Source organism: Streptomyces sp. NPDC053076 (assembly GCF_044546845.1).
GTDB lineage: Bacteria > Actinomycetota > Actinomycetes > Streptomycetales > Streptomycetaceae > Streptomyces.
The window spans coordinates 565716-581783 of sequence record NZ_JBITZL010000004.1 but is presented as its reverse complement, the minus strand read 5'-3'; the positions used below and the strand labels follow the sequence as shown (position 1 = coordinate 581783).

14 protein-coding genes are annotated in these 16068 nt (G+C 71.1%); 9 read left to right on the top strand and 5 right to left on the bottom strand.

The features are described from left to right. Positions 1-105 precede the first annotated feature (105 nt). Both ACIGYR_RS20025 and ACIGYR_RS20020 read right to left on the bottom strand, forming a co-directional pair. Positions 106-1485, bottom strand: a complete 1380-nt coding sequence (locus ACIGYR_RS20025; protein WP_399597717.1) for an ABC1 kinase family protein — start codon at positions 1483-1485, stop codon at positions 106-108. Beyond that, complete coding sequence (locus ACIGYR_RS20020; RefSeq protein WP_399597720.1) at positions 1478-2692, bottom strand: TOMM precursor leader peptide-binding protein; 1215 nt, start codon at positions 2690-2692, stop codon at positions 1478-1480. Before ACIGYR_RS20020 ends, ACIGYR_RS20025 begins: the two co-directional genes overlap by 8 nt. A 329-nt stretch (positions 2693-3021) precedes the next feature. On the opposite strand from ACIGYR_RS20020, the gene ACIGYR_RS20015 reads away from it, so the two are divergent. The 4 genes from ACIGYR_RS20015 (at position 3022) to ACIGYR_RS20000 (ending at position 6898) form a co-directional block, all read left to right on the top strand. Further along, entirely contained in the window at positions 3022-3627 is a 606-nt protein-coding gene (locus ACIGYR_RS20015) for a M48 family metallopeptidase (RefSeq protein WP_399597722.1), read from the top strand. 144 nt (positions 3628-3771) lie between these two features. Continuing rightward, positions 3772-5433 carry a TerD family protein gene (locus tag ACIGYR_RS20010; protein WP_399597725.1) on the top strand — a complete coding sequence of 554 codons (1662 nt, stop codon included), beginning with the start codon at positions 3772-3774 and terminating at the stop codon, positions 5431-5433. A gap of 11 nt (positions 5434-5444) precedes the next feature. After that, positions 5445-6125, top strand: a complete 681-nt coding sequence (locus ACIGYR_RS20005; RefSeq protein ID WP_391840580.1) for an AIM24 family protein — start codon at positions 5445-5447, stop codon at positions 6123-6125. A 17-nt stretch (positions 6126-6142) separates the two neighbouring features. Further along, positions 6143-6898 carry an AIM24 family protein gene (locus ACIGYR_RS20000; protein WP_391840581.1) on the top strand — a complete coding sequence of 252 codons (756 nt, stop codon included), beginning with the start codon at positions 6143-6145 and terminating at the stop codon, positions 6896-6898. Between the two features lie 79 nt (positions 6899-6977). On the opposite strand, the gene ACIGYR_RS19995 is transcribed toward ACIGYR_RS20000, so the two are convergent. Further along, entirely contained in the window at positions 6978-7499 is a 522-nt protein-coding gene (locus ACIGYR_RS19995) for an NUDIX hydrolase (protein ID WP_399597728.1), read from the bottom strand. After that, on the bottom strand, positions 7496-8938 hold the full coding sequence (locus ACIGYR_RS19990; protein ID WP_399597731.1) for a zinc-dependent metalloprotease: 1443 nt from the start codon (positions 8936-8938) through the stop codon (positions 7496-7498). The genes ACIGYR_RS19995 and ACIGYR_RS19990 overlap by 4 nt, the downstream gene beginning before the upstream one ends. Before the next feature lie 191 nt (positions 8939-9129). Here ACIGYR_RS19990 and ACIGYR_RS19985 point away from each other — a divergent pair, with 191 nt between their 5' ends. From ACIGYR_RS19985 to ACIGYR_RS19970, 4 genes are all read left to right on the top strand, one after another. Then, positions 9130-10293: an SDR family oxidoreductase gene (locus ACIGYR_RS19985; RefSeq protein WP_399597734.1), complete on the top strand. Its 1164-nt coding sequence runs from the start codon at positions 9130-9132 to the stop codon at positions 10291-10293. A gap of 119 nt (positions 10294-10412) precedes the next feature. Then, positions 10413-10874: a molybdenum cofactor biosynthesis protein MoaE gene (locus ACIGYR_RS19980; protein ID WP_391840586.1), complete on the top strand. Its 462-nt coding sequence runs from the start codon at positions 10413-10415 to the stop codon at positions 10872-10874. Positions 10875-11011: 137 nt separating this feature from the next. Further along, positions 11012-11185, top strand: coding sequence for a hypothetical protein (locus ACIGYR_RS19975; protein WP_399597737.1), 174 nt, complete (start codon positions 11012-11014; stop codon positions 11183-11185). Between the two features lie 50 nt (positions 11186-11235). Further along, a complete protein-coding gene (locus tag ACIGYR_RS19970; RefSeq protein WP_399597740.1) occupies positions 11236-12333 on the top strand; it encodes a PDZ domain-containing protein in 1098 nt (365 codons plus the stop codon). 73 nt (positions 12334-12406) lie between these two features. Here ACIGYR_RS19970 and ACIGYR_RS19965 read toward each other — a convergent pair whose 3' ends face one another. Continuing rightward, a complete protein-coding gene (locus ACIGYR_RS19965) occupies positions 12407-12949 on the bottom strand; it encodes a PPA1309 family protein (protein ID WP_399597743.1) in 543 nt (180 codons plus the stop codon). A gap of 164 nt (positions 12950-13113) precedes the next feature. Here ACIGYR_RS19965 and ACIGYR_RS19960 point away from each other — a divergent pair, with 164 nt between their 5' ends. Then, on the top strand, positions 13114-15996 hold the full coding sequence (locus tag ACIGYR_RS19960; protein WP_399598637.1) for a UPF0182 family protein: 2883 nt from the start codon (positions 13114-13116) through the stop codon (positions 15994-15996). Positions 15997-16068 lie beyond the last annotated feature (72 nt).

The following is a 16068-nucleotide window of genomic DNA, read 5'->3' as shown; positions in this document are numbered from 1 at the left end:
GCGGGGGCGGGGGCGGGAGGCCGGGGAGCCGCGGTTCCGGAACCGCCTGACCGGGGCGGGGCGGGAGGCCGGGGGGCCGTCCGGCCCCTGGCGGTGAGCGCCGGGTCAGGCACCCGCCGCCGGTTGCTCCTCGCCGGTGTCCTCCTCGGCCACGTCGGTGACGAAGCCCGGCAGCCATTCCTCCAGTTCCTCCCGCATCCGTACCGTCGCGCCCAGCTGGCACAGGACCCCGATCGTGCTCAGGGTCACCCGGTGTATCAGCAGATAGGCCGGCGGCAGGTTGAGCCGCTTGCCCAGCTGGTAGGCGGGGGAGCGGGGGTCGGCGACGCGGGCTGCCTGGCTGCGCATCCAGGAGCGGGTGAAGGTGAACGCCTCCACCCGGGCCGGCTCGATGATCGGCAGCAGGTAGTCGAGGACCGCGTCCGGGTCCAGCTCGATGGTCTCCTTCACGAACCCCTCGGCGCAGAGCAGCTCGTAGACCAACTCCGCTTCGCCGTCCAGGGTCATCCGCAGGGAGTCGCCGATCGGGGTCGGCAGCCCGCCGGGGAGCCGGTCGACCGTGCCGAAGTCCAGGACGCCGAGGCGCCAGTCGTCCTCACCGTCGGGGCCACCGGGCAGCAGACGGAAGTTGCCCGGGTGCGGGTCGGCGTGCAGCAGGCCCGTGCGGGCCGGGCCCGAGAAGAGGAAGCGGGTCAGGAGCTGACCGGCCCGGTCACGCTGTTCCTGGGTGCCGCCCGCGATGATCTCGGACAGCGGGATGCCGTCTATCCACTCGGTCACCAGGACCTGATCGCACTGGTGCACCACCGCCGGCACGACCACGTCCGGATCGTCCGCGAACTCCTCCGCGTGCGCGGTCTGGGCCTGGGCCTCCAGACCGTAGTCCAGCTCCTCGGAGACGCGGTCCCTCAGCTCCGTGATCAGCGGCTTGATGTCCATGCCCGGGATGAGCGGCCCCAACAGCCGGGCGAATCGGCTCAGCTGGCCGAGGTCGGAGAGCAGGGCCTCGCCGGCGCCCGGATACTGCACCTTGACCGCGACCTCACGGCCGTCGTGCCACACCGCCCGGTGCACCTGGCCGATCGAGGCCGCGGCGGCCGGCTTGTCCTCGAACTCCTCGAAAAGATCGCGCCAGTCCGGTCCCAGCCGCTCCTGGAGCACCCCGTGCACGGTGCGGGTCGGCATCGGCGGGGCCGCCTCCTGGAGCTTGGTCAGGGCCGCGCGGTAGGGGCCGGCGATCTCCTCCGGCAGCGCCGACTCGAAGACGGACAGGGCCTGCCCGAACTTCATCGCGCCGCCCTTCAGCTCGCCGAGCACCTTGAACAGCTGCTCCGCCGTACGCTGTTGCAGCTCGCGGCCGACGATCTCCGCGGACTCGCCCACGATCCGCTTGCCCAGCCCCCAGGTCGCCCGGCCGGCGATGCCGAGCGGGAGCGCTGCGAGCTTCGCGGTACGGGTGACCGCCTTCCGGGGAAGATCAGACATGCGCCCTCCAAGTCCCAGCCGGCCGTGCCGCGCCTGCTTCGCGTCGTCGCTCCGTCGGCGGCCGTTGCACCGCCATTGTCTCGCGCGGTTCCCCGCTCGTAGGGGAGTGCTCCCCTTTATCTCTCTCCGCCGCCCCGCAGCCGCAGCCGGGATGCGGCCGGATCGGGCGGGCGTGCCAGTTCAGACCGGGTAGGGACACCTCCCAGCGAGCTCCCGCGCCGGACGGTGACTCCCCGTCGAGGAAGGCCAGGGCATGTGCCGCCGCGAGACCGGCGACCGCCGTGGCCAGTGTCAGATCACAGGCCCCGACCCGGCGCGTCCGGCCGGAGCGCCACTGGGTGACCAGCCGGGGCCAGACCGGATCCCGGTCGGTGCGGTCCCGGTCCAGGCAGCCGGCGCAGCCCGTCTCGCCGGGCAGCACGAGCGGACCGACGACGCCCGTGCCCTCCACGACACCGGCGTACAGGTGAGGCGTGCCGGCGGCCAGGAGCGGTTCGGCGATGAGCGGATCAGGTGCGTGCACCGCTACGTCGTCCCGGGGCGCGAAGATCACCAGGGAGAGGCCGGGATCCGCGGTGCCGGACCCCGGGGAATGGGCGTGGCGGGGCGGACGGTCGGGGGCCGCGCGGCGGACGGCGGCCCGCGCCGCCGCATCCCGGCGGTCACCGAGCGACTCGGTGGTCAGCCCGCCCGGCGCCACGTCCCACGGCTCCACACGGCCCACGTCGTGCACGTCGACCTCGCCGACGCCGGCGCCCGACAGCACCGACGCCAGCAGGGCGCCGACCCGGCCCGCTCCCCGCACCCGCACCCGCAGCGCGCGCCGGGCCGCCAGCCGGGCCGGCGCACCGCCCGGCTCGGGTGTGATCAGGGACAGCGAGGCGAGGTCGGGGCGCAGCCGCTCCAGGACCTGCGTCCTCTCCCGCAGCGCGTCCGCGGCCGGTCCGCCGCCGCGGGCGTCGTCGACGAGGCCGGCACCGGCCAGCCGCTCCACCAGCGCGTCGACACGACCGTCCGGCACCTTCGCGCGGCGCCCCTCCTCGCGCAGCAGCGGCAGCCCGCGGGTGCCGTCGAGCAGGCTCAGGAGGCTGTCCGTGGCCGCGTCGACCGGGCCCAGCGTCAGCGCGTGCGCCGGGGTCATCCCGAACTGCACCGTGCCGGGATCGCGCCAGCCGCGCCGCAGTGCGGGCTTCACCATCGGATGCATGACCCACCCCCGTATCCGTTGAGACGTCCGGCACACCGGATCGAGACGTCCGGTAAGCCCGGTACATCCCAGGTGTCCGTCGATGGAACCCGGTCGCGTTCCGCCGGTGACTGCCAGCATGCCCGGCCCGGGCGCCGGGCGTCGAAAGTTGTCCACAGGCTGAGGGATTCGTCGTACAAATCGGGAACATGCCCCACCCGAACCGGATTGAGAAACGGTACAAGTCGGACCAACGGATCGGTCGTACGAATCAGACACATGGTGGGGGATCACCGGTGAACCGTCCCGGAGCCGGGACTTTGTCCCTGCTCACCGGGTAACGTCGGGGCGTGCCCGCCGACCCACTGCACAGCGCCGGTAAACCACAGCGCAGCACGACGAGCCAGCCGCCCGGCGGCTCGGGGGCGAGCGCGATCGAGGTCCGCAGGAGTGCCCGGCGCCGCCGCACGGTCTCCGCGTACCGCGAGGGCGATCGCACCGTCGTGCTGATCCCCGCCCGGATGTCGAAGGCGGAGGAGCAGCGCTGGGTGACCGTCATGCTCGACAAACTCGCCGCCCAGGAGAGCAGGCGAGTGCTGGGCGACGCCGAGCTGACCGGGCGTGCCGAGCGGCTGTCGGCCCAGTACTTCGACGGCCGGGCCCGGCCCGCCTCCGTGCGCTGGGTCACCAATCAGAACACCCGATGGGGTTCGTGCACCCCGGCCGAGGGCAGCATCCGGCTCTCGCACCGCCTGCAAGGGATGCCGGAGTACGTCATCGACTACGTGCTCTGTCACGAGCTGGCGCACCTGCTGGTCCCCGGCCACGGCCCCGACTTCTGGCGACTGCTGGACGCGTATCCGCGCACCGAGCGGGCCCGCGGCTACCTCGAAGGCGTGGTCGCCGCCGAACGGCTGCCGCACATATCGGGCGCGCGCGGCGAGCGTGACGCCTGAGCGTCCCCGCACCTCCTGTGTGAGCGGCCGGGCGCGGTTGTGTACCGGCTCTGTACCGACCACGACCCTCGGGGTTCGTTGCCGGTCTTTGCCGTTAGCCTGGCGCGACGCACTCGCATTCGGGATGGGGGACGGTCGTAACGCATGGCCAGGGAATTCCAACGCGGCCACAAGGCCAGGATCAGTGACCTGACGACGGGCACCGATCTGTACGTAGGCGTGCAGATCTCCGCCCCGGGACTGACCTTCGACATCAGCTGCTTCGGTCTGGACGCCGACGAGCGCCTGTCGGACGACCGGTACTTCATCTTCTTCAACCAGCCGAAGAGTCCGGAGGAGTCCATCCAGCTGCTGGGGACCCAGGCGGGCGACACGGAGTCCTTCCGGGTCACGCTCGACCGGATCCCGTCGCAGATCCGGAAGCTGGCCTTCACGGCGACCATCGACGGCGCCGGGCAGATGTCGCAGGTCGCCCCGGGCTACCTGCGCATCGTGGCGGGCGGCGAGGAGGTCGCGCGGTACTCCTTCGACGGCTCGGAGTTCTCCACCGAGCGGGCCGTGATGCTCGGCGACTTCTACTTCAAGGACGGGTGGCGGTTCGCCGCGGTCGGACAGGGCTTCGACGGCGGTCTGGAGGCGCTGCTGAAGAACTTCGGCGGTGAGGTGCTGGACGAGGAGGCGCCTGCCGCCCCGCAGCAGCCGCAGCCCGGCGCCGCCCCCGGCTTCGCCCCGCCCGCCCAGGCCGCGCCGCAGCCCGCGTTCGGTGCCCCGCCCGCCCCCGCGCCCGCCCCGGCACCTCAGCCCGCTCCCGCACCGCAGGGCTTCGCCCCGCCGCCCGGCCACACTCCGCCCCCGGCCCCGGCACCCGCGCCCAACGTGCACGGCGCGCCGACGGTCATCGCGCCCATGGCCCCGCCCGCCGGCGGCACCGTCCCGCCGCCGGCCGCGCCGCCGGCCCCGGCACCCGCGCCCTACGGCCAGCCGCCCCAGCAGCCGTCGCACGGCGGCCAGCCCGGCGCGTCGATGCCTCCCGGGTACGGCCAGCAGCCGCCGTCCTACGGCGGCCGGCCGACCCCGCCCATGCCCCCGGGCTACGGCCAGGCCCCCGCCGCCTACGGGGTGCCGCAGGGCGCTGCCCAGGGCGGTGCCGGGGTGACGGCCGCGCTCCACGCGTTCAAGGAGACGCCGACCGGCCAGCGCTGGACGCAGCAGAACAAGAAGCTGATCCGCGTCGACCTCGGCGTCGGCGGCCAGCCGGTGCTGGCCCGGCAGGGCAGCATGGTGCTCTACCAGGGCAAGGTCGACTTCGGCTACAAGGGCGCCGGGTTCGCGGGCCGGATCGTCGGCAACGCCACCGGCCAGGAGATGCAGCTGATGCGCTGCACCGGCCAGGGCCAGGTGTTCCTCGCCGAGAACTCCACCCACCTGCACCCCGTCGAGCTCCAGGGCGACGCGCTCTGCGTGTCCGCGGAGAACGTCCTCGCCTTCGACGAGAGCCTCCAGTACGAGGTCCGCCGCATCGAGGGCCACGGGATCCCCGGCGGCGCGCTGTTCACCATGCAGTTCCAGGGCACCGGCACGATCGTCGTCAAGACGCACGGCACGCCCGTCGTGCTGCCGGTCACACCGACCACCTTCGCCGACTGCAACGCCGTCGTCGCCTGGTCGGCCGCCTCCCAGGTGATCGTCTCCAGCCAGGTCCGCATGCGCCGCAACGCCTACCCGGGCGACACCGGTGAGAGCGTCAACCTCCAGTTCCGGGGCGCGCCCGGCAACTTCATCGTCGTCCAGCCGTACGAGGTCTGAGGGAGCCCGTCATGAACCAGCCGCTCGCGGGCTATGCCCCCGCACCCGTCACCGCCCGCATGGAGAACCACGGCAGCCACATGCTGAAGGTCGCCCTGCAGACCGGGAACGACCTTCTCGCGCGCGTGGGGTCGATGGTCGCCTACGAAGGCTTCATCCAGTACGAACCCAACCCGCCGGCCGTCCGTCAGATCGCCCGGGACTGGGTCACCGGCGAGGGCGCCCCGCTGATGAAGTGCTCCGGCGACGGCCTGCTCTACCTCGCCGACTACGGCGCCGACGTCGTCGTGATCAACCTCAACGGCGACGGCATCTCCGTCAACGCCACCAATCTGCTCGCCTTCGACGCCCACCTCAGCTGGGGCGTGGAGCGTGTGAAGGGGCTCGCGAAGTTCGCCGGGCAGGGCCTGTGGAACACCAAGATCTCCGGCCAGGGCTGGGTCGCGCTGACCTCCCGGGGCAAGCCGATCGTCGTGGACTGCGGGGGCGGTGAGGACGAGACCTACGTCGACCCGGACGCGCTCGTCGCCTGGTCGCCGAACCTGAAGGTGAAGGGCAAGCGCAGCTTCAAGGCGCAGTCGCTGATCGGCCGGGGCAGCGGCGAGGCCTACCAGATGGCCTTCTCCGGACAGGGCATCGTCGTCGTCCAGCCCAGCGAGGACAGCACCGACCGCCTGCGGTTCCGGGGCTGAGGGGGAGCCAGAACATCATGCAGAGCCCGCTTTTCGCCCACAACGACCTCCAGACCCAGGAGCGCTGGAGCCTGCAGAACAAGCAGATGCTCCGGATCACCCTGGAGGGCCACGACGACATCCTCGCCCGCAAGGGCACCATGGTCGCCTACCAGGGCCTGGTCGAGTTCGACGCCGAGTACCGCAGCAACGGCCAGGCACGCGCGCGTGCCCGTACCGGCGAGGGCCTGGACCTGATGCGCTGTCACGGCCAGGGCACCGTCTACCTCGCCAACCTCGCCCAGCACGTGCACGTCATGGACGTCGAGCAGGACGGCCTGACCGTCGACAGCTCCTACGTCCTCGCCATGGACTCCTCGCTGCACCACGAGGTCATCGCCGTCGACAGCCTCTACGGCATCTCCGGCTCCGGGAAGTACCAGCTCAACATCACCGGGCGCGGCAAGGTCGCCCTGATGACCTCGGGCGCTCCGCTGCTGATGCAGGTTACGCCCGACAGGTACGTCAACTGCGACGCCGACGCCATCGTCGCCTGGTCCACCGGGCTGCGCGTGCAGATGCAGGCCCAGACGCACTCCTCCGGCGTGTGGCGGCGGCGCGGCAGCACCGGTGAGGGCTGGGAGCTGAGCTTCATGGGCTCCGGGTTCGCGCTCGTGCAGCCCAGCGAGCTGCTGCCGCCGCAGAACGCGGTGATCGGACAGGGCGTCGCCGCCCAGTTCGGCATGGGGCAGCAGGGAGCGCGCGGCCAGAACCAGGGCAACGTCTGGAGCTGAGCCACGACGGGCGACCCACAAGGGGTGACCGCGCGTGCGGCCACCCCTTGCCCGGACCCGGTCGGAGCCGGTCACCCGGTCAGAGCCTGGCGCGCGTGGCCTCCAGAAGGCGTACGACCGACTCGTCCGCCACGCCCGCCACCTCGTCGTAGGCGTACCAGCGCAGGTCGAGCGACTCGTCACTGATCTCCTGCACCGCGCCGGGCGGGGCCAGGACCGCGTACTGGACGTCGAAGTGCCAGTGGCAGGGCGCCGGGATGGGGTGCCGGTCCAGCCGCACGGGGCCGCCGGGCAGCGGCGTCAGCCCGGCGATGCCGGACTCCTCGGTCGCCTCGCGCAGGGCCGCCGCCCGAAGCGTGGGGTCGCCCGGCTCGCAGTGGCCGCCCATCTGGAGCCACATCCGCAGCTTCCTGTGCAGCGTCAGCAGCACCCGGCCGTGCCCGGGATCGATCACCAGGGCGCTGGCCGTGAGATGGCCCGCCTGGCACGCCTTCCACATCCCGTCCGGATGGGCCGCCAGATGGTCCAGGTAGGACTGGCGCAGCTCCTCCTGGCCCTCGTACCCCTTCAGGACGAGGACCGCGTCGTCGTACAGGCTCACTCGGTGTCGTCGCCCTCGGCTTCGTCGTCCTTCTTGCGCAGGTCAGGCTTGCTGTCCCGACCGTCCGCCGCCTCGCCGAGCATCTTGTCCAGCTCGGAGAAGTCCATCTGCTCGCGGTGGACGAAGCCGTCCGGATCGTCCAGGTCGGTCGCGGTCGGCAGCATGTCCGGATGGGCCCACAGGCCGTCCCGGCCGTCGACCCCGCGCGCGTCCGTGAGCGAGGCCCACAGGCGGGAGGCGTCGCGCAGCCGGCGCGGGCGCAGTTGCAGGCCGATCAGCGTGGCGAACGTCTGCTCCGCCGGGCCGCCGGTCGCGCGGCGGCGGCGCAGCGTCTCGCGCAGGGCGTCGGCGGACGACAGACGCGGCTTCGCGGCGGCGTGGACCACCGCGTCCACCCAGCCCTCCACGAGCGCCAGCGCGGTCTCCAGACGGGCCAGGGCGGCCTTCTGCTCCGGCGTGTCCTCCGGCTGGAACATGCCCTGCTGGAGCGCGTCCTGCAACTGCTCGGGGTTCTGCGGATCGAACTGGCCGACCACGTCCTCCAGCTTGGCCGTGTCGACCTTGATCCCGCGCGCGTAGCCGTCGACCGCGCCGAACAGGTGCGAGCGCAGCCACGGCACGTGCGCGAACAGACGCTGGTGGGCCGCCTCGCGCAGGGCCAGGTACAGCCGCACCTCCTCCTGCGGCACGCTCAGGTCCTTGCCGAACGCCTCCACGTTGGCCGGGAGCAGCGCGGCCTTGCGGGCCGGGCCCAGCGGCAGGCCGATGTCGGTCGAGCCGACGACCTCGCCCGCCAGCACGCCCACGGCCTGGCCGATCTGCGTGCCGAACATGGCCCCGCCCATCGAGCGCATCATGCCGATCAGCGGGCCCGCCATGGCCTGCATCTCCTCCGGCAGGACGTCACCCATGGCCGCGCCGACCCGCTCGGCGACCGGGTCGACCAGCTCCTGCCAGGCGGGCAGGGTCGCCTCGACCCACTCCGCGCGCGACCAGGCCACCGTCGAGGCGGAGCCCGACGGCAGGGACGTCGCGTCGTCCAGCCACAGGTCGGCCAGGCGGACGGCCTCCTCCACCGCCTTGCGCTCGGCCGGGCCGACGCTGGCGTCCTTCGTGCCGTCCGGGGTGCCCTGGGCGACCGTCTGGCGGGCGATCTGCTTGGCCATGTCCCAGTTCACCGGGCCGCCCTCGTACGAGAGCATCTGTCCCAGCTGCTGGAACGCGGCACCCAGGTCGGTGGGGTTCAGCGAACCGAACATGGCTGCGAGCGGGTTGTCGGCGCCGGGGCCGCCAAAGCCGCCGGCTCCGGGCAGGTCGCCGAAACCGAACGGATTGGCCGGTCCCTGCCCACCACCGCTCTGCTGGTCCTTCTTCTTGCCCTCGTCGCCGTCTTCCGGCTCCTCCGGCGGAAGGCCGAAACCGAATGGGGTGTCACTCACGGGAATCCTCGGCTGGTAAGGCCACCGGTCTCACTCCGGCGGCGCGGCTGCCCGACAACACCACCAGCGTAGACACCCGGGCCCGATCGGGCCTCGGTGCTTCGCCTGCGGAAGCCCTGCGGCAGGATGGATGCACCTGGTACGTACGCGTCACTCGCGCGCGTACTGAAGACAACCGCTGGAGACGCCCGGTGAGTTCCCCAGATCCGCAGGTTCGCGCAGCGCGAAACCCCTCAACCCGCTCGTCGCCCGACCGCGGCCCCTCGACGACGGCGTTGCGCGTCGGCGAGACGACCGCCGGGCGCGGGCCCGTCGTCGCGGTGACCGGCGCCGCCGGCGGGGTCGGTGCCCTGCTCACCGAGCGGCTCGCCGCGTCCGCGGAGATCAAACAGGTCGTCGCCATCGACGAGCGGCGGGGCGAGTGCGCCGACGCGCAGTGGCACATCCTCGACGTGCGGGACCCGGCGATCGCGGACAAACTGCGGGGCGCCGACGTGGTGGTCCACCTCGCGCTCGACCTCGATCTGGAGACCGATCCCGCGGCGCGCACCGCTTACAACGTCCGGGGGACCCAGACCGTCCTGACGGCCGCGGCGGCGGCCGGGGTGCACCGGGTCGTGCTGTGCACCTCGGCGATGGTCTACGGCGCGCTGCCGGACAATGAGCTGCCCCTGTCGGAGGACGCCGAGCTGCGTGCCACCGCCGAGGCCACGGGCGTGGGGGATCTGCTGGAGATCGAGCGGCTCGCGCGCCGGGCCCCGCGCGCGCATCCGGGGCTGAACGTCACCGTGGTGCGGCCGGCGGTCCTGGTCGGAGGCACGGACACCGCGTTGACCAGGTATTTCGAGTCACCGCGGCTGCTCGTCGTGGCCGGCTCGCGGCCCGCGTGGCAGTTCTGCCACGTCGAGGACCTGTGCAGCGCCCTGGAGTACGCCGTCCTGGAACGGGTCGACGGGGAGCTGGTCGTCGGCTGCGACGGGTGGCTGGAGCAGGAGGAGGTCGAGGAGCTGAGCGGGATCCGGCGGATGGAGCTGCCGTCGGCGGTCGCGCTCGGCGCGGCGGCCCGGTTGCACCGGATCGGGCTCACTCCGTCCCCGGCGGGGGATCTGGCGTACACGATGTACCCCTGGGTGGTCAGCGGGAGCCGGCTGCACGACGCCGGGTGGCGCCCGAGGTGGACCAACGAGGAGGTGCTCGCGAAGCTGCTGGAGGAGGTGTCCGGGCGGCACACGGTGGCCGGACGGCGGCTCGGGCGCAAGGATGCGACGGCGGCCGGGGCGGCGGGGGCGACGGTGGCCCTGCTGGGCGCGGCGGCTGTCGTGCGCCGGGCCCGGAAGGCGCGGCGGCGCGTCTGAGGCAAGGGGCTCCGCCCGGTCGGCTCGAAGGCCGCTGTAGGAGCCTCCAAGGCGCGGCGCGAGCGTGACTGGTGAAACTCGTATTCCCCGCTGTCCCGGGCGTGCGGCACGATGGGCGTATGGCGCACACGAACGAGCACCCCGGTGAGCGGGCTGCTGAGGATCCCATCAAGCTGATCGGCGTCCGGGAGACCCCGCTCTCCGTCGACGAGGTGTTCCGGGCCGTCGGGGACGACGCGGCCGGGGGCATCGCGCTGTTCGTGGGGACCGTGCGCAACCACGACGGGGGCGCCGACGTGGACGAGCTGGGATATTCGTGCCACCCCAGCGCCGAGGCCGAGATGCGGCGGATCGCCGAGAAGGTCGTCGCGGACCACCCCGTGCGGGCGCTGGCCGCCGTCCACCGGGTGGGCGACCTCCGGATCGGGGACCTCGCCGTCGTCGTCGCCGTGGCCTGTCCGCATCGCGCGGAGGCGTTCGACGCCTGCCGCAAGCTGATCGACGACCTCAAGCACGAGGTGCCCATCTGGAAGCACCAGAGGTTCTCGGACGGCACCGAGGAGTGGGTCGGCGCCTGCTGATTCCCCGCTTGCCGCCACGTCCGGCGCACACTCCCCTCCGGTTGCGTAACCGGCACCCTCGCGTGAGCGTTGTCCGTGCAGATGGTTAATCTGCTGATCAGTCAGTTGCGGACACTCTTGGCGTATGGGAGGCCGGCATGGGGGTGCTTGTCTGGCTGCTGATCCCGCTCGTGGCCGCGGTCGGCGGCGGGCTGTGGGGCAGTTGGGCCAATCGGACCCGCAAGGTGCGCAGCGACGGTCCTGAGCTGGACGGGTACGCCCGTTTCCGCGAGGCCATGGAGAAGCCGCGCTCGAGTGCGCGCGGCGCGTGACGGGGGTGCCCTGACGGTGCGCTGACAGACGCGTCCCGTACTGTCGTGCCATGCCACGCCGCACCGCGACGATGCTCGCCTCGACCCTGATGCTGATCGCGCTCCTGTGCGCGGGAGTGCTCATCCCCGTGCCGTACGCGGAGATGTCCCCCGGCCCGACCGTGAACACGCTCGGGCAGCACGACGGCGAGCCGGTGCTGCAGATCGCCGGGCGCAAGACCTATCCGGCGGACGGCCATCTGAACATGACCACCGTCCGGGTCACCAGCGCCGACTACCGGATGAACCTCGTCGAGGCGGTCTACGGCTGGCTGGCGCACGACAGCAAGATCGTTCCGCACGACACGCTCTACCCGGACGGCAAGACCGAGCAGCAGTCCACCCAGGAGAACGCCGAGGAGTTCAGCCAGTCCCAGGAGAGCGCCAAGGTCGCCGCCCTGAAGGAGCTGGGCGTCCCGGTGAAGTCCTGGGTGATCGTCTCCACCGTCGTCAAGGACTCCCCGGCCGAGGGCAGGCTGCACGCCGGCGACGTGATCAAGGCAGTCGACGGCACGGCGGTGAAGCAGCCGGCCGACGTCGCCAAGCTGGTGACCAAGCACAAGCCCGGTCAGAACGTCGTCTTCACGGTCGTTCCCGCCAAGGACCAGGCCGCCGACGAGAAGGCCCACAAGACGGCGACCAGGACGCAGAAGATCACGATCAGGACCGCGACCTCCGACGACAGCGGCGCCGAGCGGGCCATCGTCGGCATCTCCGCCGGGACCGACCACACCTTCCCGTTCACCATCGACATCAAGCTCGCCGACGTCGGAGGACCGAGCGCCGGCCTGATGTTCGCCCTCGGCATCTACGACAAGCTCACGCCGGGCAACCTCACCGGCGGCACGTTCGTCGCCGGCACCGGCACCATCGACGACAACGGCACGGTCGGTCCGATCGGCGGCATCGAGATGAAGACCGTCGGCGCGCGCGACAAGGGCGCCCGGTACTTCCTGACCCCCGCCGACAACTGTGCGGCGGCCGCCAAGGACACCCCGAGCGGGCTCACCCTGGTCAAGGTCAAGACCATCGGCGACGCGCTCGACGCGCTCAAGGACATCCGCGGCGGGGACACCGCCGCCCTGCCGAAGTGCACCGCCAAGGGCTGAGCGGCCGGGAAACGGCTGGGGGCGCTCCCTGAACAGCAGGGGCGCCCCCATCGCCGTACCGCGGCGGACGGGATCAGTCCGCGAACGTCGCCGCCAGGGCGTCCGCCAGGCCCGGCACCAGGTCGGGGCCGGTCAGGACCTCCGTCGGGGAGTCCTTCTCGCGCAGCCGCAGCGCCGCGTCGCGGCTGCCGTCGCGCAGCACGGCCACCGTCATACGGACCTCCTGGCGCTCAGGATGCTGGGCCACCCACTGGGCCAGCCCGGCCTCGTTCAGACCGGAGGGGACCTGGGCCTCGGCGGACGGCGGCAGCATCAGACGCTCCACCGTGAGCGCGCAGCCGGTGACCGCGTCGGGCCAGGCGATGGTGCCGAGGAACTCGTCCAGCGGGTCGCCGGACGGGATCTCGTCCTGCTCGATCGGGGTGAGACCTACGGTCTCGGACTCGTCCTGGAGGCCCAGCTGAGCCGCGAGCGAAGGTTCCTGAGCCCGCAGCTGTGCGGTGTCTACGAGGGCGAAGAGGCGAGCGGGCTGGTCCCAGCCGAGGCCGGAGACGTACTCGTCGATCTCGAGTACGGCCCGGGTGAGCGGGCTCGCTGCCATGGGAGTGTTGGACATGGCCACAATCCTGCCTTGTTCCCGGCCGGAATCGGGAACCGCGTAAGCGGTGAGTAAGTTGCATAGGTGTGGGCCCACGATCACGGGGGGCCACGGCGGGCCCGCGAACCCGAGGGCCTGACGGATCGACAGCGAACTTCGAGGTGCGCACCTTGGCTTTCCAGATGCCGGACCGCGGCGGAGGCCCGACGGGGCCACGGATCAGAGCGGGCCGCCCGTCCCGGAGGATCCGGGCCCTGCTCGTGACCCTGGGCGTCCTTGCCGTCCTCGGCATGGCGTTCACCATGTTCGCGGGCTTCTGGACGGACTGGCTCTGGTACCGGTCGGTGCACTACTCGTCCGTGTTCACCACCACCCTGTCGACCAAGATCGGGTTGTTCTTCGTCTTCGGCCTGCTGATGGCCCTCGCGGTCGGCCTCAACATCTGGCTCGCGCACCGGCTGCGGCCCCCGCTCAGCGCCATGTCCATGGAGCAGCAGAGCCTGGACCGCTACCGCATGGGCATCGCGCCGTACAAGAAGTGGCTGCTGCTCGCCGTCACCTCGCTGGTCGGACTGATCGCGGGCGCCTCGGCGTCGAGCCAGTGGCGGACCTGGCTGATGTGGGTGAACGGCGTGCCCTTCCACCAGAAGGACCCCCAGTTCCACCTCGACGTCTCCTTCTACGCCTTCGACCTGCCCTGGTACCGCTTCCTGCTGGGCTTCGGCTTCGCCGCCGCCATCCTCTGCCTGATCGCCGCGGCGCTCACGCACTATCTGTACGGCGGGCTGCGGGTCACCAGTCCCGGCGCGCGGGCCACCGCCGCCGCGACCGGGCATCTGTCGGTACTGCTCGGCATCTTCGTCGCCCTCAAGGCGGTCGCCTACTGGCTGGACCGGTACGGCCTCGCGGTCAAGTCCAGCGACTTCAAGGCGACCGACAACTGGACCGGCCTGCGCTACGTCGACGCCAACGCCTATCTGCCGGCCAAGACGATCCTGTTCTGCATCGCCGTCATCTGCGCGCTGCTGTTCTTCGCCACCCTGTGGCGGCGCACCTGGCAGCTGCCCGTCATCGGCTTCGGTCTGATGGTCCTGTCGGCGATCCTGATCGGCGGCCTGTACCCGGCCATCGTGCAGAAGTTCCAGGTCCAGCCGAACGAGCAGGCCAAGGAGGCGCCGTACGTCCAGAAGAACCTGAAGGCGACCCGCGAGGCGTACGGCATCGACGACACCAAGGTCACGGAGTACCCGGGTACGTCCAGCACCTCGGACAAGACCAAGCTGCGCGACCAGGTCGACGAGACGGCCAGCATCCGCATCATGGACCCCAACATCGTCTCCCCGACCTTCCAGCAGCGTCAGCAGATCCGGAACTACTACGGGTTCCCGACCAACCTCGACGTCGACCGGTACACCAAGGACGGCGAGGAACAGGACACCGTCATCGGTCTGCGCGAGCTGAACCTCGCCGGCACCCCGAAGAACAACTGGATCAACGACCACTTCCGTTACACGCACGGCTACGGCGTGGTCGCGGCCAAGGGCACCGAGGCCGACAGCGAGGGCCGCCCGGTCTTCACCGAGAAGAACCTGCCGTCCCGGGGCGACCTGGGCTCGTACCAGCAGCAGATCTACTACGGCGAGAAGACCTCCACGTACTCCATCGTCGGCGGCCCCCAGAAGGAGGTCGACTACTCCGACAACGAGGGCGAGAAGACCACCAGCTACACCGGCGAGAGCGGGGTCAACCTCGACAACCCGGTCAACCGGGCCGCGTACGCGGTGGCGTTCAACGAGCCGCAGATCCTGTACTCCGGCGCGATCGGCAAGGGCTCACGGATCCTGTACAACCGGACGCCCAAGGAGCGCGTGGAGGCGGTCGCGCCCTGGCTGACCATCGACGGCGACGCCTACCCGGCGGTCGTCAACCACCGCATCCAGTGGATCGTCGACGCGTACACCACGACGAACGGCTACCCCTACGCCTCCCGTACGACCCTCGGCGACACGACGGCCGACTCGCTGACCGCCACCAACACCTCGCGCGCGGTGGTGGCCCAGCAGAACCAGGTCAACTACATCCGCAACTCGGTGAAGGCGACCGTCGACGCGTACACCGGCGACGTCAAGCTCTACCAGTGGGACACCAAGGACCCGGTCCTGAAGACCTGGATGAAGGCGTTCCCCGACACGGTGCAGCCCCGCTCGGACATCTCCGCGGACCTGATGGCCCATCTGCGGTACCCGCAGGACCTGTTCAAGGTGCAGCGCGAGCTGCTCACCCGCTACCACGTGACGGACGCGCAGACGTTCCTCAGCGGCAGCGAGGTGTGGGAGGTGCCCGACGACCCGACGAACGAATCCGGCAGCGCGGTACCGCCGTACTACCTGAGCATGAAGATGCCCGACCAGAGCGCTCAGGCGTTCTCGCTGACGACGACGTTCACACCGAACGGGCGGGACAACCTCAGCGCCTTCATGGCCGTCGACTCCGATCCGCGCGCGAGCGGCTACGGCAAGATCAGAGTCCTGAAACTGCCGACGAGTACGACCGTCGACGGCCCCAAGCAGGTCCAGAGTCAGTTCAACTCCGAGCAGGACATCGCCGAGACGATCAGCCTGCTGAGCAGAGGCCATTCAAAGGTCGAGTACGGCAATCTGCTGACCGTCCCGCTGGACGACGGCCTGCTCTATGCGGAGCCCGTCTACGTACGCGGTGGTGAACTCAAGTACCCGTTGCTGCGCAAGGTGCTGGTCACCTACGGCGGCAAGACCGCCTTCGAGGACACCCTGGACGAAGCGCTCGACAAGGTCTTCGGCACGAAGGGTCCGACCACCAGGCCACCGGACACCGGCACCACCAAGCCGCCCGCCTCCGGCAACCCCACGGTCGACCAGGCACTCCAGGACGCCCAGAAGGCTTTCGACGCCGGGCAGCGGGCACTGCAGGACGGACCGGACTGGGACGCGTACGCCAAGGCGCAGAAGGACCTCAAGGACGCACTGAAGCGGGCCGAGGAGGCGCAGTCCACGGCTGACAGGAGCAACGACAAGAACAAGACGTGATCGACGAGAACGAGAGTTGATCAAGGCGTTGATCAAGCGCCCTCCGCGCCGTGGTACGGTTGACCTGCAACG